Raw genomic sequence first — 21,211 nt, 5'->3', positions numbered from 1 at the left:
GGGTCATCCGGCGGCCTCTCGGCCTCCGGCGCCGCTGAGGGCTTGCGCCAGCGCCTCCGGGTCCGTCGTCGGCGCGTCACAGACGAAGTGCCTGCACACGTACGCCGTCGGCGCACCGCCCAGCATCGGCCGTTCCGCCAGCAGCGGGAACTCGGACCCCGCCGTCTCCCCCGCCGCGACGACCGCGCCGGGCGCCTGCCCCAGCAGGGCCGCACGGTGCAGCGCGCCGCCGACCGGTCCGGCGACCGCCACCTCACGCGGCCCGTCGAGCAGCGCCTCGGCCACCGCGAGCCCCCAGCCGATGAACCGCGGAGCCCGCGGACCCAGCGCCTTCACGACACCCAACGCGCCTTCCGCGGCGGTGCGGTGGGGCTCGGATCCGGTGTAGGCGGCGTACGAAAGCAGCGCACCGGCCGCCGCGGTCCAGCCCGCCGGGGTCGCGCTGTCGGTGGGGTCCTGCGGGCGGCGGATCAGCTGCTCGGCGTCGTCCGCCGTGTCGTACAACTGCCCGCCCTCACCGGTGAAGTGCTGGAGCACGATGTCGGTCAGGAAGCCCGCGAACTCCAGCCAGGTCCCCTCGCCGGTGACGGCGGCCAGGGCCAGGAAGCCCTCCGCGACATCGCCGTAGTCCTCCAGCACCCCGGCGTGCGTACCGGCGCGCCCGTCCTTCGAGGTACGGACCAGCCGGGCGACCGGCCCCATGTGGAGCCGCACCAGCAGGTCCGCGGCCTCGGTGGCGCGCTCGATCAGGTCCGGCCGGCCGAAGTAGGCCCCGGTCTCGGCGAGCGCGGCGATGGCCAGCCCGTTCCACGCCGCGACGACCTTGTCGTCCCGGCCCGGCCGCGCCCGCAGCTCCCGCGCGGCGAGCAGCCGGGCCCGCACATCGGCGGCGCGCGCCTCGTCCGCTGCGTCCGCCGCGTCGCCCCGCGGGAGCTGGAGCACCGAGGAGCCCTCCTCGAACGTGCCCTCCTCGGTCACCCCGAAGAGCTCCGCGGCGAACACGGCGTCCTCCTCGCCCAGCACCTCACGCAGCTGCGCGGGCGTCCAGACGTAGTAGGCGCCCTCGACGTGCTTGCCGTCCGCGTCCTCACTGTCGGCATCCAGCGCGGAGGCGAAGCCGCCCTCGGCCGTGCGCAGCTCGCGGACCATGAAGTCGGCGGTCTCCAGGGCGATCCGGCGGGCGGACTCGGATCCGGTGGAACGCCAGAGATGGGCGTACACGCGGCAGAGCAGCGCGTTGTCGTAGAGCATCTTCTCGAAGTGGGGAACGACCCACTCGCGGTCCACCGCGTAGCGGGCGAAGCCGCCGCCGAGCTGGTCGTAGATCCCGCCCCTGGCCATCGCCTCGCAGGTGTCGGCCGCCATCTGGAGGGCGCCGTCCGCCCCGGTGCGGGCATGGTGGCGCAACAGGAACTCGATGGCCATCGACGGCGGGAACTTGGGCGCGCCACCGAAGCCGCCGTACTTCGCGTCGTACTCCCGGGTCAGTCCGAGCAGCGCCTGCGCGAGCTCCGCCTCACCGGGCAGCCCCTCGCCGCCGTGGTCGAGGGTGCGCTCGGACAGGTCATGGACGATGCGCCCGGCGACCTCTCCGACCTCGTCACGGCGGTCGGTCCAGGCCGCCGTCACCCCTTCGAGCACCTGCCGGAACGACGGCAGGCCGTGCCGTGACTCGGGCGGGAAGTATGTACCGAAGTAGAACGGTTCGGCGTCGGCGGTGAGGAACACGGTCATCGGCCAGCCGCCCTGCCCCGTCGCGGCCTGCACCGCCTCCATGTACACGGCGTCGACGTCGGGGCGCTCCTCGCGGTCGACCTTGACCGGCACGAAGTGTGCGTTCAGGTACTCGGCGAGTTCGGCGTCCTCGAAGGACTCGTGCGCCATCACATGGCACCAGTGGCACGCCGAGTAGCCGACCGACAGCAGAACGGGAACGTCGCGCCGCCGGGCCTCCTCGAACGCCTCCGGCTCCCATGGCCACCAGTCGACGGGATTGTCCGCGTGCTGAAGCAGATAGGGCGAGGTCACACCAGCCAGCCGGTTCATGCGAACCAGCCTCTCACGGCACCTGGCGTGAGAGCCGAAACCCTCACGGGCCCTCCTCGCTCGGCCGAATCACACGTGTGCGCCATCCCGTGGCGGGCGGCTCCTCGCGCTGAGGGCCGGTGCCGGACTTCTCCCGGCGTTCCTCCGGGTCGGGCGGCCGGGACACCTCGGAACAATAGGCTGGGCGCAGCAGTGCCGGACCTGCCGAGGCTCCTCGAAGGAGGTACACCATGACCGCCGAAATGGTGGCGCCCGCGTGGATGCACACGCAGATCAGCGCGGAGCAGTACGACTCCTGGTCCGAGGAACAGTGCGCAGGGATCGAGATCGTGGACGGGATGGTCGTCGTGAGCCCGAGCGCCTCCAAGCGGCACAACCGGCTCGCCCGAATCCTGGCCAATGCCCTGGATGCCGCCGCCGGCCCGGACTGGAACGCCGACACCGACTTCGATCTCCGTCTGCAGGACGTTCCCCTGACCAACCGCCGCCCGGACGTCACCGTCTACCGGGCGGAGACCATCGACCTCACGCCGCCCCGCCCCGAGCACGTGCTGCTGGTCGTCGAGGTCGTGTCGCCCGGTTCGGAGACCACAGACCGGATCGTGAAGGCCGACCAGTACGCCAAGTCCGGCATCCCCTTCTCCTGGCGGGTCGAGCAGGCCGCCACCGGCGTCCCGATCACATACACCTACGTCCTCGACCCCGCCACCAAGGCTTACCGGGACGGCGAGATGTTCACCGGCACGGTGAAGGCCACCGCGCCCTTCTCCCTCACAGTCGATCTTGGAGACATGTAGAGAACCGAAAGCCGTCTCGCTTTCGACGTTTGCCCGAGGTGCCCGCATCACGCTCTTCCCGGACCCAACGGGACGCTCTCGGCCACTCAGCGGTGGCTGGAGTTCCGGCGTGACCGACGTCGAGCGGCCGGGGACGCTCGGGAGTACCGGGAGGAGCCGGCCGCATGGCAGAAGGCTCCCGCCCACCACGGGACCGGCCGCGCAGTCTCGCAGACTCCCTGTCGCGCGCCCGTCCCAGGCAGGAGACTGGTACCTCGTGCGGCCGGGCGCGATACCGGCCGAAAGGGCAGGGACCGAGGGGGACTTATGCGGATGCGGGACAGCCATCGGGCGGAAGCCGAACGGCTGTTGGCACGGGCCGTGGAGGAAGAGGTGCGCCGTTCCGGCGGCCGGACCGACCCCGGCACGCTGATGGCACGCGGCCGCGCCGCGCTCGACTCGCTGGCGGCCGGGGCGGGCGAGGAGTACGTCACGTACACCCAGGCGCTCGACGTCGAGACGGCCGGGCAGCAGCCGCTGGCGCAACGGTTCAACCGGGCCACGCTCGGAACGCCGTTGCTGGTCACGGGAGTTGCCGCCGCCGCAGCCTTCGGCGCGGATGTGGCGCTCGGCACGGCGTCGGGCCTGGCGCTCGGTGCGGGCGCCGTCGTCGCGGTCGCCGGCGCCACCGCCACCGTCGCCAAGGTCACCGCCTCGCACTGGCCGGCCGCGCACCGCCGCGCCGGAGCCCTCGGGCAGCCTGGTGGGACGGAACAACTGCGGCTGCAGTGGCTGACGGCGCTGGAGGTACGGGGCATCCGCCCGTTCATCGACCAGCAGCGGATGCTGACCGCCTCGTCCCGCACCCCGGCGAAGAAGAAGGCCGCAGCGGAACGGACCGCGCCCCAGCTGCGCGGCGGGGACCGGAGCGCGGCCGCCCGCATGCGTGCGCTCCTCGAGCAGTCGTTCAGTCATCTGCCCGCGTCCGAGGGCGGGTTCGCGGGACGCCGGGCCGAACTGGCGCAGATCGCCCAGTGGGTGCACGCGGCCCGCGCCTCGACGGAGACGAAGCCGACCGTCGTCGTCCTGCACGGACCGCCGGGGTCCGGGCGCACCGCTTTGGCCGTGCGGGCGGCGCACAGCCTGAAAGACCAGTTCCGGGGCGCGTGCGTGGTCGATCTGCGGGGCGGCGCCGACGACGAGCCGCCACTGCCGACCCGGGACGCGCTGCTGCACCTGCTGAACCGGCTCGGCGCCCCCCGCGAGCAGTTGCTGTTCCGCGACAGCTCCTCCGCCGAGCAGCAGGTGCGCCGGCTCAGCGAGCTGTACCACCAGCACCTGACCGGCACCCCGGTGACGGTCGTGCTCGACGACGCGAGCGATGCCGAGCAGGTCCGTACCCTGATACCGGAACGCTCGGACAGCCTCGTCCTGGTCACCGCGCGTGAACCGCTCGGACTGCCGGAGTCCCTGCCGGCCCGGGTCCATCAGCTGGAGGTCGGGGCGCTCGACCCGGCGGGCGCGGAGGAGCTGCTGCGGGAGGTGTCCCAGGAGGACGGGGAGGGGCTGTACGACTACCCGGCCGGCGAGGCGATCACCGAGCTGTGCGGCGGGCTGCCGCTGGCGCTGCGGGTCGCGGGCTCCTCGCTCGGGGCGCGTACCCCGGGCGCGCTGGCGGCCGACCTGGCCGCGTACGGACCGGTCCCGCCGGTCGAGCGGGCGCTGTGGCTGCGCTACACCGACCAGTCCGAGCAGGCGCGGCGACTGCTGCGCCGGCTCGCGCTGGCCGGTCGTGCCAGCCTCGGCGCCGCGGCGGCCGCCGCGCTGCTGTCGGCCGACGAGCAGGAGGCCGGACGGCTGCTGACCGCCCTGTCGGAGGCCGGGCTGCTGGACCATGTGCGGGGCTCGCGCTACCGGCTGCACGATCTCGTACGGGGCTTCGCCCTGGCCCGGCTGAACGACGAGGAGGAGGCCGCGGAGCGGACGGCCGCGCAGGAGCGGCTCATCGCCAACTACGCCGAGCTGGCGGGCGCGGTCATCCGGATGGTCGACGGCAAGATGTCCACCCGGGCCGGGCAGTTCGGACCGCACGGGTTCGCCTCGCTCGACGCGGCGCTGCGCTGGCTGGACGACGAGTCGAGCTTCATCACGTCCGCGCTGCGGCACAGCGAGGGCGTCGACCAGGGCGCGGTACTCGATCTCCTGGGCGCGCTGTGCGACTACTGCCTGCTGCGCGGGGACCTCTACCGGCTGGGCGAGATCAGCGAGTTGACGCAGGCCGTCGACCAGGGGCTGCTGGAGCGTTCGGTGCAGTGGCGGACCGGGATCGCGGCCCGCCAGCTCGGCGAGCTGGACAAGGCCCGCACCACGCTGTCGTCCGTCGTCGGCCTGTACCGCGAGGCGCAGAACGACTCGGGTACGGCGCTGGCGCTGTGTTCGCTCGGCATCACCCTGCACCACCAGGGCAACCTGACGGAGGCCGCGGCGCGGCTGCGCGAGGCGATCGAGCTGCAGTCGTCGGCGGCCCAGGCGGAGGACCGGGCCTGGTCGCTGCACGCGCTGGCCGCGGTGGAGCGCGACCGGGCGCACCTGGCCGAGGCGCTGGAGCTTCTGGACACGGCGCTGGTCCTGCATCGCGAGGGCGAGTCGCTGCACGGGGAGGCGTGGACGCAGTTCCAGCTGGGTCAGGTGCGCCTGCGGACCGGCGATGTGGAGCGGGCCGAGACCGCGCTGCGTACGGCCCTGGATCTGTACGGGCGGACGCGGGACGAGCGGGGCGAGGCATGGGCGCTGACCCAGCTGGCCCGGGCCCGGCTGATGGACGGCGATCCGGCGCCCGCGGTCGAGCAGCTGAACGCGGCCCTGGCCCGTCACCGCGACAGCGAGGACGCCCGGGGCGAGGCGTGGACGCTGTACTACCTGGGCCAGGCCCTGGAGGAGACCGGCGACACCGATCAGGCGGTACGGCAGCTGGAGCGGGCCCGCACGATGTTCTCCCGGATGCGGGACGTGTACGGGCTGGCGTGCGCCCGCCATCACTCGGGGCGCGTGACCCGCGACCAGCGGGCCGCCCAGACGGGCAACCTGCGCAATTCGGGGTTCGCCCGGCAGCTGCTGGTCGACGCGCGGGCCGACTTCCGCCGCATCGGGGTCGCCCACGGGGAGGCCTGGACGGCTCTGGAGCTGGCCCTGATCGACGCGGGCAACCAGCGCGCGCCGCAGGCCCTGGAGCTGTGCGGCGAGGCGGCCGCGCTGTTCGACTCGTACGGCGACGCCCGGGGCGCGGACTGGGCCCGCTTCCTGCGCTGCACGCTGCTGCCGTACGCCTCACCGGGCGGCATCGAGGTGGGCACGGTGGTGGCCCAGCAGGAACTGGCCGACCTGACCGAGGCCGGCCACCCCACCCGGGACACGAAGCTGGAGGACTGTGCGGAGGCGTACCGGGTGGTTCTGAACCGCGGCGTGGATCTGGAGGACGGCTGGCAGGCCTGGCGCCTGGGACTGATCCCGACCCGCCATGCCCGCGAGATCATGGGCGTGGCGATCCCGGCCCCGTCGAGCCCGCCCGGCGTTTGAGGGCATCCGACGGCTCACCCCGCGCGGGTAGCCGTCGGCCTACCCCGCGCGGGCATCCGTCGGCTCACCCGGCGCTGAGGACACGCTCGGCCGCCCACAGGGGCGGGGAGCCACCGGTCACCCCGGTTCCGCCCCGCCCCGCCACCGCACTACTTCCGCTTCGCGGAGCCGGCGGAGACCGCCGGCTCCGTCACGCCCTCCGCCGCGGCCGGGTCCGGCGCTTCGTCGAAGTCGACCTTCCCCATGTGCCGGTTCATGGACTTCATCAGCAGCCACACGCCCACGGCGAGCGCTGCGAAGACGATGAAGCCGAGGACCCCGGGGGTCACCTTGTTCTTGTCGAGTTCCTCGGCGAGCGGGACGAGGTGCGTCAGTGCCTGAGTCGCGTACATATCAGGCATTGTCGCGGATGCCCGCGAAGAGGTCGCTCTCGGGGAGGGAGGTATCGACGAGAGACTTCGCCAGCTCGTACTCCTCGGTCGGCCAGACCTCCCGCTGGATGTCCATCGGAACGCGGAACCAGCCGCCGTCCGGGTCGATCTGCGTCGCGTGCGCGATCAGCGCCTTGTCGCGGATCTCGAAGAAGTCCGCGCACGGAACGTGCGTGGTCAGCGTGCGTTCGGCGCGCTCGAACTCCTTCCAGCGCTCCAGCCAGTCGCCGTAGGGCGACTCCAGGCCGCGCGCCAGCAGCGCCTCGTGCAGCGCGACCGTGCGCGGCTTGTTGAAGCCCTGGTTGTAGTAGAGCTTCTGCGGCGTCCAGGCGGGACCGAACTCGGCCTCCGGGAACTTCTCGGTGTCCGCCGCGCCCTCGAAGGCGATCATCGAGATGGTGTGGGTCATGATGTGGTCGGGGTGCGGGTAGCCCCCGTTCTCGTCGTACGTGGTGATGACCTGCGGCCGGAAGGCGCGGATCTTCGCGACGAGGCGCCCCGCCGCCACGGTCTCGTCCTCCAGCGCGAAGCAGCCGTCGGGCAGCGGGGGCAGCGGGTCGCCCTCGGGCAGGCCCGAGTCGACGAAGCCGAGCCACTCCTGCTTGACGCCAAGGATCTCCCGGGCCTCGTCCATCTCCTTCTTGCGTACCTCGTGGATGTGCTCCTCGATGTACGCGTCCCCCTGGAGTTTCGGGTTGAGGATGGAGCCGCGCTCGCCTCCCGTGCAGGTCACGACCAGCACGTCCACCCCCTCGGACACATACTTGGCCATGGTGGCCGCGCCCTTGCTCGACTCGTCGTCGGGGTGGGCGTGTACGGCCATCAGTCGAAGCTGCTCAGTCAAGACTCGATCCTCAGTGATTGGTCGCGGAGTGCAACTTCTATAGTGACCGAACCGGGGGGTGGAAAATTCCTCGATACCCGGTACGGGAGGAACGATCATGACGGCGGTGCGCGAGGCGCTTCCCGAGAACCGCTACGGCCGCTCCGCGGACCAGCGCGCGGACCGCAAGCTCAAGATCATCGGCTCCGTCCTCGGCGTCGCGCTCCTGGGTGTGATCGGCTGGATCGGTTACGGCTATGTGGGCGGCCAGGGCCTCAGCGCCGAGATGATCAAGTTCAAGGTCGCCTCGGACGACCACGTCGAGGTGCATCTGGAAGTCCGGAAGGGCCGGGACGCCAAGGGCTACTGCACGCTCCGCTCGCTGAGCGAGGACGGTACGGAGGTCGCCCGCAAGGACTTCCGCTTCGACGCGGACACCGACCGGATCGACCAGGTCCTCACCCTGCGTACGACGTCCCGGGCGACCGCCGTCGAGCTCCTGGGGTGCACGGACGACGGCGGGGCGTAGCGTTGACCGCCGCACGGGTGACCTGAGCGACTCCTGACCCCCTGACCTGCGGCTCAACACTCTCAGCCGTTTACCTCCTCCCCCTTTCCCCGCCGAATTGTTAGGCTCGTGGTTTCGCCCACCCGTGGAAGCGCATGCTTCGGGGTAGGGCGATGCTTTGTATTCCCAGTACCGACGAGGAGCACCCTGTGACCCAGACCAGCGAAAACGTCACCTGGCTCACGCCGGAGGCGTACAACCAGCTCAAGGCCGAGCTGGAGTACCTGTCTGGTCCCGCGCGCACGGAGATCGCCGTCAAGATCGCGGCGGCCCGTGAGGAGGGCGACCTGCGCGAGAACGGCGGGTACCACGCGGCCAAGGAGGAGCAGGGCAAGATGGAGCTCCGGGTGCGCCAGCTGACCCAGCTCCTGGAACACGCGAAGGTCGGCGAGGCACCTGCCGACGACGGCGTGGTCGAGCCCGGCATGGTCGTGACGATCGCCTTCGACGGCGATGACGACGACACGACGACCTTCCTTCTCGCCTCCCGCGAGTACGCGAGCTCGGACATCGAGACGTACTCCCCGCAGTCCCCGCTCGGCGTGGGCGTGAACGGCAAGCGGATGGGCGAGAGCGCCGAGTACGAGCTGCCGAACGGCAAGACCGCCACGGTGAAGATCCTTTCGGCGAAGCCGTACTCCGGCTGACCCGCACACCCCGCAGACAGCAGGAAGCCCCGGCCGGATGCGACGGCCGGGGCTTTCCGCTGTCTGCTGTTCCGCTGTCTGCTGTTCCGCTCAGACGGCGACCGAGCGGTACTTGCGGACCGCGAGGGTCCGGAACACCACGATGATCACTACGGACCAGATCAGCGAGGCCCAGACGGGATGCTGCATCGGCCAGGCATCTGAGGTCGAGACACCCGGGTTTCCGAAGAGCACCCGGCACGCCTGGACGGTCGCGCTGAAGGGGTTCCAGTCGGCGATGGGCTGGAGCCAGCCCGCCATCTGGCTGGAGTCCACGAAGGCGTTGGAGATGAACGTCACCGGGAACAGCCAGATCAGCCCGCCCGACGTGGCCGCCTCCGGGGTGCGGACGGACAGGCCGATCAGAGCGCCGATCCAGGAGAAGGCGTATCCGAGCAGGAGGAGCAGCCCGAAGGCGCCCAGCGCCTTGGGGACGCCCTCGTGGATGCGCCAGCCGACGAGCAGCGCGACGATCGTGAGCACCAGCACGGTGAACATGGTCTGGACGAGGTCGGCCAGCGTCCGGCCGGTGAGCACCGCGCCGCGTGCCATGGGCAGCGAGCGGAACCGGTCGACGAGGCCCTTGTGCATGTCGTCGGCGATGCCCGCGCCCGCGCCGGCCGTGGCGAAGGTGACGGTCTGGGCGAAGATGCCGGCCATCAGGAAGTTCCGGTAGACGACGGGGTCTGTCGACCCGCCGATGTTCATGGAGCCGCCGAACACGTAGCTGAACAGCACCACGAACATGATCGGCTGGATGAGCCCGAAAAGCACCACTTCTGGAATCCGGGTCATCCGAATCAGATTCCGGCGGGCCATGACCAGTGAGTCGCGGGCGGACTGACCGATTCCACCGCTGCCTCGGGGCGCGCGACCCGGGGTCGCCTCGGTTACGGCACTCACTTCTCTGCCTCCGTCCGGGCGGTGTCCGGGGCTTCCGTCGCGTTCTCGTCGTTCTTCTCCTGCTCGGCCGCGTGGCCGGTGAGGGAGATGAACACGTCGTCGAGGGTGGGGCGGCGCATGCCGATGTCGTCGATTTCCACGCCGCGGGCGTCGAGGTCACGGATGACCTCGGCCAGGAGTTTGGCGCCGCCGTCGACCGGGACGGTCAGTTTGCGCATGTGCGGGACGACGGCGACGTCGCCCTTGCCCAGGTGGGCGAGGACCTCGCGGGCCGGGCCGATCTGGTCGGGCTGCTGGACGACGACCTCGACGCGTTCGCCGCCGGTGCGGGCCTTGAGCTGGTCGGAGGTGCCGCGGGCGATGACGAGGCCGTGGTCGATCACGCAGATGTCGTGGGCGAGGCGGTCGGCCTCCTCCAGGTACTGCGTGGTCAGCAGCAGCGTCGTGCCGCCGGCGACGAGTTCCTCGATGACGTCCCAGAGCTGCTGCCGGTTGCGCGGGTCGAGGCCCGTGGTCGGCTCGTCCATGAACATGACCGGCGGGGAGACGACGAGCGCCGCCGCGAGGTCGAGCCGGCGCCGCATGCCGCCGGAGTAGGTCTTCGCGGTGCGGTCGGCCGCGTCGGCGAGGTTGAAGCGATCCAGCAGCTCCCCGGCCCGGGCCTTCGCGTCGCGGGAGGACATCTGGTAGAGCTGGCCGACCATGTGCAGGTTCTCGCGGCCGGTCAGGTACTCGTCGACCGCGGCGAACTGGCCGGAGAGCCCGATCGAGCGCCGCACGTCGTTGGGATTCTTCAGTACATCGATGCCCGCGACGAAGGCGCTGCCGCTGTCGGGCCTGAGCAGCGTCGTGAGGACGCGTACGGCGGTCGTCTTGCCGGCTCCGTTGGGGCCGAGAAGTCCGAGGACGGTGCCTTGCGGCACGTCGAGGTCGACGCCGCCGAGTGCGGTGACGTCGCCGAAGGTCTTCACCAGACCTTCGGCGTAGATCGCGCCTGGCATACGGGATTCCCCCAGTGCGTTTGGGTGACTTCCTCACAGATCCTAGATTTGCCCGGGTTGCCGCGCCCGGTGAACACACGAGACGAACGCGCGCACGCCAACAGGCCGGGCGCAGGCACAGTAACGCGATACATCGCGACCGACAAGCGGTTCAGCCCATCACGAGATAGCCCGCCCCGCGCAGCGCCGCCGCGACCTCCTCGCAGTGTTCGGGGCCCTTGGTCTCCAGGTGCAGTTCCACCTCGGCCTCGGTGAGTCCGAGCCGGGGGTCGGTCCGCACATGGCTGACGTCCAGGACGTTGGCGTCGGCCACGGTGAGCACGCCCAGCATGGTCGCCAGCGCGCCGGGGCGGTCCGTCAGGCGCAGCCGCAGGCTCAGATAGCGGCCGGCCGCGGACATGCCGTGGGTCAGGATGCGCTGCATCAGCAGCGGGTCCACGTTGCCGCCGGACAGCAGCGCCACCACCGGCCCGCGGAACGACTCCGGGTCGCTGAGCAGCGCGGCCACCGGGCTCGCACCGGCCGGTTCCACCACCATCTTCGCCCGTTCCAGGCAGAGCAGCAGGGCGCTGGACAGCTCGTCCTCGGAGACCGTACGGACTTCGTCGACCAGCTCCCGGACCAGCCCGAACGGCACGTCGCCGGGGCGTCCCACCTTGATGCCGTCCGCCATCGTCTGGAGCGAGCCGATCGACACGGGGTGGCCGGCGGCCAGCGACGGCGGGTAGCAGGCCGCGCCGGCGGCCTGCACGCCGACGATCCGCACGTCGGGCCGGATCGCCTTCACCGCCACGGCGATGCCCGCCGCGAGACCGCCGCCGCCGATGCCGACGACGATCGTGCGTACCTCGGGACACTGGTCCAGGATCTCCAGGCCCACCGTGCCCTGGCCCGCGATGATGTCCGGGTGGTCGAAGGGGTGGATGAAGACCGCGCCGGTCTCCTGTGCGTACTCCTGCGCCGCGGCGAGCGTCTCGTCGACGACATGGCCGTGCAGCCGCACCTCGGCTCCGTACTCACGGGTCGCGGCGATCTTGGGCAGTGGCGCGCCGACCGGCATGAAGACCGTTGACCGTACGCCGAGCAGCGCAGACGCGAGCGCTACACCCTGCGCATGGTTTCCGGCGCTCGCGGCGACGACACCGGCGGCCCGTTCGACGGGGGAGAGGCCCGAGATCCGTACGTACGCGCCCCGCAGTTTGAACGAGCCGGTCCGCTGCAGGTTCTCGCACTTGAACTGGACGGGTGCGCCCACCAGCGCGGACAGATGCCGGCTGCCTTCCAGCGGCGTGACCCGGGAGACGCCGGAAAGCATCTTCTGCGCACCCCGGACGTCATCGAGGATCAGCGGGGGAAATCGGCCGGGCGGCGGGAAGTTCATACCGCAAGTCTTGCAGGTGAAAAGGCTTGCGGCCGCTGCCGGCGGCCCCCTCATGCGCCGATGTCCGCAGGTTTGTGCGGCACTGGTACGCGTTGCCCCGGGGCCGCGTACTCTGTCCCCCACCCATCCGACACCGTACGAAGAGAGCCCCCGGCCATGCCCCCTCAGGACATGACGACTGCCGCGTCTCCTTCCGGGGGCGCCACCCCGGAGAACCCGGGTCACGACCACCTTCTCGACGCTCTGCAGCACCAGGTGGCGGTCTTCGCCCGGCGCGCCGAGCAGACCCGCCTCGGCGGCGTCGGACAGGTGCGCAACTCCATGGACCGCGCCGCGTATCTGCTGCTCAACCGGCTGGACCGGGAAGGCCCCATGGGCGTCAAGGCGCTGGCCGCCGGGATGGGGATCGACTCCTCGACCGTGACCCGGCAGGTCGCGCCGCTGGTGGACACCGGTCTGGTCAAGCGCACTTCGCATCCGGAGGACGGCCGTGCGGTCGTGCTCCAGCTGTCCCCGCGCGGGCAGGCCCGGCTGGACGAGGTGCGCTCCTCGCGGCGCGAACTGATGTCGCAGGTGACGGACGAGTGGTCCGAGGACGAGCGGGACACGTTCTGCGCCCTCCTCACCCGCTTCAACGCGGCCCTGGCGGCCCGGCAGGCGGCGCACCAGGCCCCGCCTGCGGGATAGCGCGGACCGCCGGGCTCCCGGGGGTTGACCCGGGACCGGCGGAGCGCTCCGATTGACCTCGTGCGAGAGCGTCACGCGGGCCGGCAGCGGCGCCGCGCCCAGGAGTTCGAGGCCTTCGCGGCGGGCGCGACGGGCCGGCTGCTGCACGTCGCGGCCCTGCTCACGGCTGAACCGGTGGACCCGCCCGGGACCGAGGAGCGCGCGCAGCGGCTGCTGACGGCCGCGCTGGCCCGGACCTACGCGGACTGGGACCAGTTGCACGGCGAGGATCCGTACGTCCGCACCCGGCAGGACCTTTCCGTCCGGTTCGCCCGTCAGGCGTGGCGGCACCGCCGACCGCGCGGCGGTCTGCTGGACCGGCTGACCCCGCAGGAGCGGCTGGTTCTGGTGCTTCGGCTGTACGAAGGTGTCCCGGAGGAGCAGGCGTCGGCGCTGCTCGGGATCGCGGTGGAGCGGATCCGTACGGTCTGCGACCGCACCCGCCCGGGACCGAGGAGCGCGCGCAGCGGCTGCTGACGGCCGCGCTGGCCCGGACCTACGCGGACTGGGACCAGTTGCACGGCGAGGATCCGTACGTCCGCACCCGGCAGGACCTTTCCGTCCGGTTCGCCCGTCAGGCGTGGCGGCACCGCCGACCGCGCGGCGGTCTGCTGGACCGGCTGACCCCGCAGGAGCGGCTGGTTCTGGTGCTTCGGCTGTACGAAGGTGTCCCGGAGGAGCAGGCGTCGGCGCTGCTCGGGATCGCGGTGGAGCGGATCCGTACGGTCTGCGACCGCTCGGTGGCCACGATGCGCGGCACCCGGGGCCCGACGGCGCGGTGGGGGCGCATCCGGCGGTCGCGGGCCGCGCCGTGAACGGTGTCCGGCGCAACGATGACGAGGTTCGGCGGATGCTGGAGGCCTCCCGTCCGCTGGTGCCCGCGGACCTGCCGGCGCGGGCGGCGCGGCGCGGCGCCCGGCTGGTGAGCCGCCGGCGGGTGCTACGCCGGCTGTGGCTGGTGGCGGCGGGAGCGGTGGTCGTGGCGTTCACGGTGTGGGCGGTGCTGGTTCAGCCCTGGCAGGCGCCGCCCGCCGGGACGACACCGCCACTGGACGGCTGGTAGGGCGGCGGAACCGGGATGCGCGGGACGGCTCACCTACGCTCGTTCGGGAGCCGGGAAAAAGGTTCGTCCGTGGATGTCGAGAACCCGTGAGCGGCTCCGTCCCCGGGGTGAGAGCGACCGGAACGGGTCGCCGAGAGCGAACACCAAGGAGAATGATCATGGCCAAGTACCTGCTGCTGAAGCACTACCGCGGCGCCCCGGCTCCGGTCAACGACGTGTCCATGGACCAGTGGACGCCCGAGGAGATCTCGGCCCACGTGCAGTACATGAACGACTTCGCGGCCCGCCTGGAGAAGACCGGCGAGTTCGTCGACGGGCAGGCGCTCGCCCCCGAGGGCGCGTGGGTCCGCTACGACGGCGAGGGGCGCCCGCCGGTCACCGACGGACCGTTCGCCGAGACCAAGGACCTCATCGCCGGCTGGATGATCATCGACGTCGACAGCTACGAGCGTGCCGTCGAGCTGACCGGGGAGCTGTCGGCCGCCCCCGGCGCGGGTGGCAGGCCGATCCACGAGTGGCTTGAGCTGCGTCCGTTCCTGACCGAGGCCCCGACCATCACGGAGTGATCTCCCGGATGAACCGGATCGACGAGGCCCTGCTCAGGACCCTCACCCCGGGCGTGCTCACCGTCCTCGTCCGCCGCGGAGCCGACTTCGCGGCGGCCGAGGACGCGGTGCAGGACGCCCTGGTCGAGGCGCTCCGGGTCTGGGAGGCCGACCCGCCGCGGGATGCCAGGGGCTGGCTGATCACCGTGGCCTGGCGCAAGTTCCTCGACGCCACGCGCGCCGACACCGCACGCCGCCGCCGTGAGGACCGGGTCGAGGAGGAGCCGGTGCCCGGGCCGGCGCCCGCGGGGGACGACACGCTCCAGCTGTACTTCCTGTGCGCGCACCCGTCGCTGACCCCGGCGTCGGCGGTCGCGCTCACGCTGCGGGCGGTCGGCGGGCTCACCACCCGCCAGATCGCCGCGGCGTATCTGGTGCCCGAGGCGACCATGGCGCAGCGCATCAGCCGGGCCAAACGCACGGTCTCCGGTGTGCGTTTCGACCGGCCGGGCGATGTCGCCACGGTGCTGCGCGTCCTGTACCTGGTCTTCAACGAGGGCTATTCCGGCGATGTCGACCTGGCCGCCGAGGCCATCCGGCTCACCCGGCAGGTCGCGGCCGCCGTCGACCACCCGGAGGTGGCGGGGCTGCTCGCCCTCATGCTGCTCCACCATGCCCGGCGTGCCGCCCGGACGGCGTCCGACGGCAGCCTGGTCCCGCTGGCCGAGCAGGACCGCGGCCGGTGGGACACGGCGTCGATCGCCGAGGGCGTCGGGATCCTTCAGGCGGCCCTCGCCCGCGACCGGCTGGGCGAGTTCCAGGCCCAGGCCGCCATCGCGGCGCTCCATGCGGACGCGCCCGCCGCCGAGGAGACCGACTGGGTGCAGATCGTCGAGTGGTACGACGAGCTCGCGCGCCTGACCGACAGCCCGGTCGTCCGGCTCAACCGCGCGGTCGCGGTCGGGGAGGCCGACGGGCCGCGCGCCGGTCTGGCGGCGCTCGCGGCGCTGGACGCCTCGCTCCCCCGCCACACCGCGGTGGCGGCCTACCTCCACGAGCGCGACGGTGACCTGGAGAAGGCGGCGCTGCTGTACGCGGAGGCGGCCCACCGGGCCCCGAACCTCGCGGAGCGCGACCACCTGACCCGCCGGGCCGCCCGGCTCAACGCCCGCCGGGGCCAGTGACCGCAGGGCCGCCGGGGCCGCTGACGGGCCGGGGCGCGCGGGGCGGCCCGGTCTATCCTGGAAGGGCATCGGCCGAGGAGGCTGTGATGACCAGGAAGATCGCCGACTGCCGTAAGTATCCGAGTGTGTCGAACTGCTCGCTGACCATCTCCGGCGAGGAGGAGGAAGTCGTGCGGGCCGCGACCGAGCACGCGGTCTCCGTCCATGAGCACACCGACAGCCCCGAGCTGCGGGAGCAGGTCAGGGCCTCGCTCGAGGACGAGAAGGTCACGGCCTGAGGGCGGCCGCACCAGACACACCAGGGAACACAGGCACACCAGGGGCGGGGCCGGCAGAGCCGGCCCCGCCCACACGTACACGGACCAGCGGACTAGCCGAGCGCCTGCGTCAGGTCGGCCAGCAGGTCGTCGCGGTTCTCGATGCCGACGGAGAGCCGCACCAGATCGGCCGGGACCTCCAGCGGGGATCCGGCGGCGGAGGCGTGCGTCATCCGGCCCGGGTGCTCCAGCAGCGACTCGACGCCGCCGAGCGACTCACCGAGCGTGAAGAGCTTCGCGCGGTTGCAGACCTCGACGGCCGCTTCCTCGCCGCCCGCGACGCGGAACGACACCATCCCGCCGAAGGCCTTCATCTGCTTGGCGGCGATCTCGTGGCCCTGGTGCTCGGGCAGGCCGGGGTAGAGGACCTGGGTGACCTTGGGGTGGCGGGTCAGCAGGTCGGCGACCTTGGTGGCGTTCTCGCTGTGCCGGTCCATCCGGACGGCCAGCGTCTTGATGCCGCGCAGCACCAGCCAGGCGTCGAACGGCCCGGCGACGGCGCCCATCGCGTTCTGGTGGTACGCCAACTCCTCGGACAGGTCGGGGTCGTTGACGATCAGTGCGCCGCCGACGACGTCCGAGTGGCCGCCCATGTACTTGGTGGTGGAGTGGACCACGACATCGGCGCCGAGGGCGAGGGGCTGCTGGAGGTAGGGGCTCGCGAAGGTGTTGTCGACGACCAGGCGTGCGCCGGCGGCGCGGGCGACCCCAGCGACGGCCGCGATGTCGGTGATGCCGAGCAGCGGGTTGGACGGGGTCTCCACCCAGATCGCCTTGGTACGCGGGGTGATCGCGGCCCGTACCGCCGCCACGTCCGAGGTGTCGGCCACGGAGAACTCCACGCCCCAGCGCGAGGCGACCTTCGCGAACAGCCGGAACGTGCCGCCGTAGGCGTCGTTCGGGATGACCACGTGGTCGCCGGGGGTCAGCAGCGTACGGAGCAGGCAGTCCTCGGCGGCGAGGCCGGACGCGAAGGCGAGTCCCCTGCGGCCGCCCTCCAGGGCCGCGAGGTTCTCCTCCAGCGCGGTGCGCGTCGGGTTGGCGCTGCGGCTGTACTCGTAGCCGCCGCGCAGCCCGCCCACGCCGTCCTGCTTGTACGTGGACACCTGGTAAATGGGCGGAACAACGGCGCCGGTGAGGGGATCGGCGGTGTTCCCCGCGTGGATCGCGAGAGTTTCGAAGCTGTGCTGGTCGCTCATGGGGCCCGAGCGTAGTCCGCCGCCGAGGCCGCTCACGGAGCACCGGGCCGTCCGGTGACAATGGGGGCATGGAGATTCTGTGGTTCCTGCTCGCGCTGTGCATGCTCGCCGCGGTCATCGGCCCCTTCGTGCTGCGGCGTCGCGGCGGTATCCGTCAGGTGGCACCGGGCTCCCCGGACGCCGCCGACCCGGACACGTACGGCTTCGTACGGCAGGAGGAGCTGGACATCCGGATGCCGGGCCCCGACCAGGATCTCCTCGACGTGCTCGATGTCGTCCAGCACACCCAGGAGTGGCGGGCGGCTTCCCAGCTGCTGTCCGGTACGCCGAAGGACGGCGAGGTGCGGTGGCAGCGGGTGCAGGCGTTCGCCGGGGCCGCCTCGCTGGAGCTGATGCGGCGGCCGGGCGTCGGCGGGGCCTGGCTGCGCAAGTGGCGGGCCGAGGCGCCGAAGGACGCGGGCGGCGCGGCCGTGCACGCGGAGTTCCTGGTCCAGCAGGCGTGGCGTTCGTCGACGGCCGGTACGGACGACTTCCGGATCATCCTGGAGGAGGCCCGTACGGTGGTCGGCGAGGCGGCCCTGCTGGCGCCGGGCGACCCGGTGCCGTATCTCGTGGAGCTGGCCGTGGCCCGTGGACTGGGCTACTCCCACGAGGAGTTCGACCAGCTCTGGGCGAAGATCATCGACCGGGCGCCGGCCCACATGGGCGCGCACATCGCGGCGCTGCACTTCTGGTGCGAGAAGTGGCACGGATCGCGCGAGGAGGCCGACCGCTTCGCGACCGCGGCGGCCGCCCGCGCCCCGCAGGGCTCGCTGCTGGCGGCGCTGCCGCTGTTCGCGGTGTACGAGCATCTGCCCGAGGTCAATCTGGTGCAGGGGTTCTACCGGAGCCAGGTGGTGACCAGGGCGGTCGAGGGTGCGATGTTCGCGGTCCACGCGGCCCGCGCCGACGACCCGATGCTCGCGCACGTCCGCCATCTCCTGGTGCTGTTCCTGGTCCGGATGGAGCGCTGGTCCGAGGCGATGAACCAGCTGGTCCACATCGACGGGCACGTGGGCGCGCTGCCGTGGACGGAGAACTCCGACCCGGCCGCCGAGTACACCGTGTACCGGGCCCTGGCGGTGGCCGGCTACGAGGCGAACGGCGGCAGCCCGGCGACGCTGCTCCGGTAGCCGGTGTGCGACCGTGGAGACACCGATACCGCGCAGCAGCGGCCGACCTCACGACAAGGACCGGTGTTCCCGTGGCCCGACTGATACCCCTGATCCTGATCGGCCTCGGCGTGTACTTCTGGCTCAGGGCCCGCAAGCGGGCCGTCGACTACGCCGAGACCTTCGAGTCCGAGGACGGCACGCCCCGGCGCTGACCGCGGGCGCGCGGAATCCGCGGCGCTCCCGGGACGTTGTACGGACAGCACACCGACCCAGGAGGAGCCCCCGCATGTTCCTGCACCGCCGCACCCCGCAGCTCCCCACCCCGGAGGAGGCCCTGCGCGGCCGCGCCACCCCGGAATTCACCGTCCCGTCCCGGCACACGGTCCTGGGCAACGCCCTGCTGGGCCCCTACCCGGAGGGCCTGGAGGTCGCGGACTTCGCGATGGGCTGTTTCTGGGGCGCCGAGCGGAAGTTCTGGGAGACCGACGGGGTCTGGACGACGCTCGTCGGCTACCAGGGCGGCTATACGGAGAATCCCGCGTACGAGGAGGTCTGCTCGGGCCTGACCGGGCACACGGAGGCGGTCCGCGTGGTCTACGACCCGAAGACCGTCACGTACGCCCAGCTCCTGAAGGTCTTCTGGGAGTCCCACGACCCGACCCAGGGCTTCCGCCAGGGCAATGACGTGGGCACCCAGTACCGCTCCGCCGTCTACACCCACTCCCCCGAGCAGGCGGCGGCCGTGGCCGCCTCCCGCGAGGCGTACCAGAAGGTCCTCACGGGCTCCGGGTACGGCGAGATCAGCACGGAGATCCTGCCCGCCGAAGGCCGCACCTTCTGGCCCGCGGAGCCCGCGCACCAGCAGTACCTCGACAAGAACCCGGCGGGCTACTGCGGGATCGGCGGCACGGGGGTCTCCTGCCCGATCGGCGTGGCCCCGGCCGGGAGCTGAGCCGGTTACCCTCACCCCGGACGTGAACGCCGAGGGTGGGGGGCACCATGCATGACAACGGCACGGGCGGACCGGCGATACCTTCACTGAACGGCCGGCCCTGGTGGGCCGCCAACGAGGTTCTGGCGTTCCTCGTCGAACTGGCGGCGCTGGCCTGCCTGTTCTGGTGGGGGTACAGCCTCGGGGACGGCTTGGCCGTCCAACTGCTCCTGGGCACCGCACTGTTGGCGATCGCCGTCACCCTGTGGGGGCTGTTCGCAGCACCCCGCGCTCGCTTCCGCCCGCCGCTGGCCGGAGTGCTCGCGGTGAAAGCCGTGGTACTGGGCGGCGGCGCCTTCGGCCTGTTCGCGGTGGGACACCCGGTGGCGGCGCTGGTCATGGCCGTCGTGGTCGTGGTGAACACGGGGCTGGCGGAGACGTTCCGGCGCCGTCCGCGGCCCGCGGCATAGACACCGGCCCGGGACGCGTCCGCGTCCCGGGCCGGTGTCTATGCGCCGGATCTCCCGTCAGATCAGGCCCTGTGCCAGCATCGCGTCCGCCACCAGCTCGAAGCCGGCGATGTTCGCGCCGACCACGTAGTTGCCGGGGCTGCCGTAGCGCTCCGCCGTGGTGTAGCAGGAGTCGTGGATGTGGCGCATGATCTGCGCGAGCCGCTCCTCCGTGTGGGCGAAGGTCCAGGAGTCGCGCGAGGCGTTCTGCTGCATCTCCAAAGCGCTGGTGGCCACGCCGCCCGCGTTGGCCGCCTTGCCGGGGGCGAAGGCCACCCCGGCCTCCTGGAACACGCGGACGGCCTCGGGGGTGGTGGGCATGTTGGCGCCCTCGGCGACCGCCTTCACACCGTTGCGTACGAGGGTCAGCGCGTCGGCCTCGTGGAGTTCGTTCTGCGTGGCGCAGGGAAGCGCCACATCGCAGGGCACGTTCCAGACGCCGGTGCCGGGCACGAAGACGGCCTCGGGCCGGCGTTCGGCGTACTCGGAGACGCGACCGCGGCCGGCCTCCTTGATCTCCTTGAGCAGGGCGAGGTCGATGCCCTTCTCGTCCACGACGTAGCCGTCGGAGTCCGAGCAGGTCACCACCGTGGCGCCGAGCTGCTGGGCCTTCTCGATGGCGTAGATCGCGACGTTGCCCGAGCCGGAGACGGCGATGCGCCGGCCGTCGAGGCTGTCGCCCTGGCTGCGGAGCATTTCGGCGGTGAACAGGACGCAGCCGTAGCCGGTCGCCTCCGTACGCACCAGGGCGCCGCCCCAGCCGAGGCCCTTCCCGGTGAGGACGCCGGACTCGTAGCGGTTGGTGATCCGCTTGTACTGGCCGAAGAGGTAGCCGATCTCGCGGCCGCCCACGCCGATGTCGCCGGCGGGCACGTCGGTGTACTCGCCGAGGTGGCGGTGGAGCTCCGTCATGAACGACTGGCAGAACCGCATGATCTCGGCGTCCGAGCGGCCCTTCGGGTCGAAGTCGGAGCCGCCCTTGCCGCCGCCGATGGGCATGCCGGTGAGGGCGTTCTTGAAGATCTGCTCGAAGCCGAGGAACTTCACGATGCCGAGGTTGACCGAGGGGTGGAAGCGCAGCCCGCCCTTGTACGGGCCCAGCGAGCTGGAGAACTCGACCCGGAAGCCGCGGTTGACGTGGATGTCGCCGGAGTCGTCCGACCACGGCACACGGAAGATGAGCTGGCGCTCCGGCTCGCATATGCGCTCGATGATCCGGGCGTCCACGAACTCCGGCCGCTGGGTCAGCACCGGGCCGAGCGTCTCCAGGACCTCGCGTACGGCCTGGTGGAACTCCTTCTCGCCCTGGTTGCGGCGGAGGATCTCCGCGTACAGCGGCTCGATGACGCGGTGGGCGGCGGGCGGCGTTGCGGAGTCAGGGGTGGCCGTCAT

Annotated in this window: 23 protein-coding genes; 15 read left to right on the top strand and 8 right to left on the bottom strand. The window is 71.8% G+C overall.

Features of this window, described 5'->3' with window-relative positions; all coding sequences use genetic code 11:
• Positions 1-3: 3 nt before the first annotated feature.
• A complete protein-coding gene (locus tag EAO72_RS31125) occupies positions 4-2,046 on the bottom strand; it encodes a thioredoxin domain-containing protein (RefSeq protein WP_148020418.1) in 2,043 nt (680 codons plus the stop codon).
• Positions 2,047-2,276: 230 nt separating this feature from the next.
• On the opposite strand from EAO72_RS31125, the gene EAO72_RS31120 reads away from it, so the two are divergent.
• Complete coding sequence (locus EAO72_RS31120; protein ID WP_148020417.1) at positions 2,277-2,843, top strand: Uma2 family endonuclease; 567 nt, start codon at positions 2,277-2,279, stop codon at positions 2,841-2,843.
• Positions 2,844-3,149: 306 nt separating this feature from the next.
• Complete coding sequence (locus EAO72_RS31115; protein ID WP_148020416.1) at positions 3,150-6,398, top strand: tetratricopeptide repeat protein; 3,249 nt, start codon at positions 3,150-3,152, stop codon at positions 6,396-6,398.
• Between the two features lie 149 nt (positions 6,399-6,547).
• Here EAO72_RS31115 and EAO72_RS31110 read toward each other — a convergent pair whose 3' ends face one another.
• Complete coding sequence (locus EAO72_RS31110) at positions 6,548-6,790, bottom strand: hypothetical protein (RefSeq protein WP_148020415.1); 243 nt, start codon at positions 6,788-6,790, stop codon at positions 6,548-6,550.
• Between the two features lies 1 nt (position 6,791).
• Entirely contained in the window at positions 6,792-7,673 is an 882-nt protein-coding gene (mca, locus tag EAO72_RS31105; protein WP_148020414.1) for a mycothiol conjugate amidase Mca, read from the bottom strand.
• A gap of 97 nt (positions 7,674-7,770) precedes the next feature.
• Here mca and EAO72_RS31100 point away from each other — a divergent pair, with 97 nt between their 5' ends.
• Complete coding sequence (locus tag EAO72_RS31100) at positions 7,771-8,181, top strand: DUF4307 domain-containing protein (protein WP_148020413.1); 411 nt, start codon at positions 7,771-7,773, stop codon at positions 8,179-8,181.
• 188 nt (positions 8,182-8,369) lie between these two features.
• On the top strand, positions 8,370-8,867 hold the full coding sequence (gene greA / locus EAO72_RS31095) for a transcription elongation factor GreA (RefSeq protein ID WP_148020412.1): 498 nt from the start codon (positions 8,370-8,372) through the stop codon (positions 8,865-8,867).
• Positions 8,868-8,957: 90 nt separating this feature from the next.
• Here greA and EAO72_RS31090 read toward each other — a convergent pair whose 3' ends face one another.
• The 3 genes from EAO72_RS31090 to ilvA all read right to left on the bottom strand — a co-directional run bounded on the left by EAO72_RS31090 (position 8,958) and on the right by ilvA (position 12,191).
• Entirely contained in the window at positions 8,958-9,809 is an 852-nt protein-coding gene (locus EAO72_RS31090) for an ABC transporter permease (protein ID WP_410090517.1), read from the bottom strand.
• Positions 9,806-10,810 (bottom strand): ATP-binding cassette domain-containing protein, encoded by a 1,005-nt coding sequence (locus EAO72_RS31085; protein ID WP_148020411.1) that lies wholly within the window; start codon positions 10,808-10,810, stop codon positions 9,806-9,808. Before EAO72_RS31085 ends, EAO72_RS31090 begins: the two co-directional genes overlap by 4 nt.
• Positions 10,811-10,961: 151 nt before the next feature.
• Complete coding sequence (gene ilvA, locus EAO72_RS31080; RefSeq protein WP_148020410.1) at positions 10,962-12,191, bottom strand: threonine ammonia-lyase; 1,230 nt, start codon at positions 12,189-12,191, stop codon at positions 10,962-10,964.
• 156 nt (positions 12,192-12,347) lie between these two features.
• Here ilvA and EAO72_RS31075 point away from each other — a divergent pair, with 156 nt between their 5' ends.
• From EAO72_RS31075 to EAO72_RS31045, 7 genes are all read left to right on the top strand, one after another.
• Positions 12,348-12,878, top strand: a complete 531-nt coding sequence (locus tag EAO72_RS31075) for a MarR family winged helix-turn-helix transcriptional regulator (protein ID WP_148020409.1) — start codon at positions 12,348-12,350, stop codon at positions 12,876-12,878.
• Between the two features lie 60 nt (positions 12,879-12,938).
• Positions 12,939-13,394 carry a sigma factor-like helix-turn-helix DNA-binding protein gene (locus tag EAO72_RS31070; RefSeq protein ID WP_148020408.1) on the top strand — a complete coding sequence of 152 codons (456 nt, stop codon included), beginning with the start codon at positions 12,939-12,941 and terminating at the stop codon, positions 13,392-13,394.
• A gap of 38 nt (positions 13,395-13,432) precedes the next feature.
• Positions 13,433-13,732: a sigma factor-like helix-turn-helix DNA-binding protein gene (locus EAO72_RS31065; protein ID WP_261991682.1), complete on the top strand. Its 300-nt coding sequence runs from the start codon at positions 13,433-13,435 to the stop codon at positions 13,730-13,732.
• Between the two features lie 35 nt (positions 13,733-13,767).
• A complete protein-coding gene (locus tag EAO72_RS31060) occupies positions 13,768-13,980 on the top strand; it encodes a hypothetical protein (RefSeq protein ID WP_187285288.1) in 213 nt (70 codons plus the stop codon).
• A gap of 158 nt (positions 13,981-14,138) precedes the next feature.
• Positions 14,139-14,546: a YciI family protein gene (locus EAO72_RS31055; RefSeq protein ID WP_148020406.1), complete on the top strand. Its 408-nt coding sequence runs from the start codon at positions 14,139-14,141 to the stop codon at positions 14,544-14,546.
• A gap of 17 nt (positions 14,547-14,563) precedes the next feature.
• Positions 14,564-15,709, top strand: coding sequence for an RNA polymerase sigma factor (locus EAO72_RS31050; RefSeq protein ID WP_148022142.1), 1,146 nt, complete (start codon positions 14,564-14,566; stop codon positions 15,707-15,709).
• An 86-nt stretch (positions 15,710-15,795) separates the two neighbouring features.
• The gene (locus EAO72_RS31045; RefSeq protein WP_148020405.1) at positions 15,796-15,987 is read left to right on the top strand and encodes a DUF1059 domain-containing protein; all 192 of its coding nucleotides are present in this window, start codon (positions 15,796-15,798) and stop codon (positions 15,985-15,987) included.
• Between the two features lie 92 nt (positions 15,988-16,079).
• On the opposite strand, the gene EAO72_RS31040 is transcribed toward EAO72_RS31045, so the two are convergent.
• The gene (locus tag EAO72_RS31040; protein ID WP_148020404.1) at positions 16,080-17,225 is read right to left on the bottom strand and encodes a cystathionine gamma-synthase; all 1,146 of its coding nucleotides are present in this window, start codon (positions 17,223-17,225) and stop codon (positions 16,080-16,082) included.
• Positions 17,226-17,293: 68 nt separating this feature from the next.
• Here EAO72_RS31040 and EAO72_RS31035 point away from each other — a divergent pair, with 68 nt between their 5' ends.
• The 4 genes from EAO72_RS31035 to EAO72_RS31025 all read left to right on the top strand — a co-directional run bounded on the left by EAO72_RS31035 (position 17,294) and on the right by EAO72_RS31025 (position 19,780).
• Positions 17,294-18,397 carry a hypothetical protein gene (locus EAO72_RS31035; RefSeq protein ID WP_148020403.1) on the top strand — a complete coding sequence of 368 codons (1,104 nt, stop codon included), beginning with the start codon at positions 17,294-17,296 and terminating at the stop codon, positions 18,395-18,397.
• 71 nt (positions 18,398-18,468) lie between these two features.
• Positions 18,469-18,591 (top strand): hypothetical protein, encoded by a 123-nt coding sequence (locus EAO72_RS43440; protein WP_261991681.1) that lies wholly within the window; start codon positions 18,469-18,471, stop codon positions 18,589-18,591.
• A 74-nt stretch (positions 18,592-18,665) separates the two neighbouring features.
• A complete protein-coding gene (gene msrA, locus EAO72_RS31030) occupies positions 18,666-19,331 on the top strand; it encodes a peptide-methionine (S)-S-oxide reductase MsrA (protein WP_148020402.1) in 666 nt (221 codons plus the stop codon).
• A gap of 47 nt (positions 19,332-19,378) precedes the next feature.
• Complete coding sequence (locus EAO72_RS31025) at positions 19,379-19,780, top strand: YrdB family protein (protein WP_261991680.1); 402 nt, start codon at positions 19,379-19,381, stop codon at positions 19,778-19,780.
• Positions 19,781-19,837: 57 nt separating this feature from the next.
• Here the strand turns inward: EAO72_RS31025 and gdhA are convergent, their stop codons facing one another.
• A complete protein-coding gene (gdhA, locus tag EAO72_RS31020; protein WP_148020401.1) occupies positions 19,838-21,211 on the bottom strand; it encodes an NADP-specific glutamate dehydrogenase in 1,374 nt (457 codons plus the stop codon).

Source organism: Streptomyces sp. OR43 (genome assembly GCF_008042275.1).
GTDB lineage: Bacteria > Actinomycetota > Actinomycetes > Streptomycetales > Streptomycetaceae > Streptomyces.
The sequence above is the reverse complement of the archived record's forward strand: the minus strand, read 5'-3'. Positions and strand labels throughout refer to the sequence as shown.

Bases quoted from the DNA above. Each gene is read 5' to 3' on its own strand.
- EAO72_RS31115 (WP_148020416.1), top strand. From the start codon at position 3,150: ATGCGGATGCGGGACAGCCATCGGGCGGAAGCCGAACGGCTGTTGGCA.
- msrA (WP_148020402.1), top strand. From the start codon at position 18,666: ATGTTCCTGCACCGCCGCACCCCGCAGCTCCCCACCCCGGAGGAGGCC.
- EAO72_RS31025 (WP_261991680.1), top strand. From the start codon at position 19,379: ATGCATGACAACGGCACGGGCGGACCGGCGATACCTTCACTGAACGGC.
- EAO72_RS31085 (WP_148020411.1), bottom strand. From the start codon at position 10,810: ATGCCAGGCGCGATCTACGCCGAAGGTCTGGTGAAGACCTTCGGCGAC.
- gdhA (WP_148020401.1), bottom strand. From the start codon at position 21,211: ATGACGGCCACCCCTGACTCCGCAACGCCGCCCGCCGCCCACCGCGTC.
- EAO72_RS31055 (WP_148020406.1), top strand. From the start codon at position 14,139: ATGGCCAAGTACCTGCTGCTGAAGCACTACCGCGGCGCCCCGGCTCCG.
- EAO72_RS31125 (WP_148020418.1), bottom strand. From the start codon at position 2,046: ATGAACCGGCTGGCTGGTGTGACCTCGCCCTATCTGCTTCAGCACGCG.
- EAO72_RS31110 (WP_148020415.1), bottom strand. From the start codon at position 6,790: ATGTACGCGACTCAGGCACTGACGCACCTCGTCCCGCTCGCCGAGGAA.
- EAO72_RS31040 (WP_148020404.1), bottom strand. From the start codon at position 17,225: ATGAGCGACCAGCACAGCTTCGAAACTCTCGCGATCCACGCGGGGAAC.
- EAO72_RS31075 (WP_148020409.1), top strand. From the start codon at position 12,348: ATGCCCCCTCAGGACATGACGACTGCCGCGTCTCCTTCCGGGGGCGCC.
- EAO72_RS31035 (WP_148020403.1), top strand. From the start codon at position 17,294: ATGGAGATTCTGTGGTTCCTGCTCGCGCTGTGCATGCTCGCCGCGGTC.
- EAO72_RS31060 (WP_187285288.1), top strand. From the start codon at position 13,768: ATGCTGGAGGCCTCCCGTCCGCTGGTGCCCGCGGACCTGCCGGCGCGG.
- EAO72_RS31120 (WP_148020417.1), top strand. From the start codon at position 2,277: ATGACCGCCGAAATGGTGGCGCCCGCGTGGATGCACACGCAGATCAGC.
- EAO72_RS31045 (WP_148020405.1), top strand. From the start codon at position 15,796: ATGACCAGGAAGATCGCCGACTGCCGTAAGTATCCGAGTGTGTCGAAC.
- ilvA (WP_148020410.1), bottom strand. From the start codon at position 12,191: ATGAACTTCCCGCCGCCCGGCCGATTTCCCCCGCTGATCCTCGATGAC.
- EAO72_RS31100 (WP_148020413.1), top strand. From the start codon at position 7,771: ATGACGGCGGTGCGCGAGGCGCTTCCCGAGAACCGCTACGGCCGCTCC.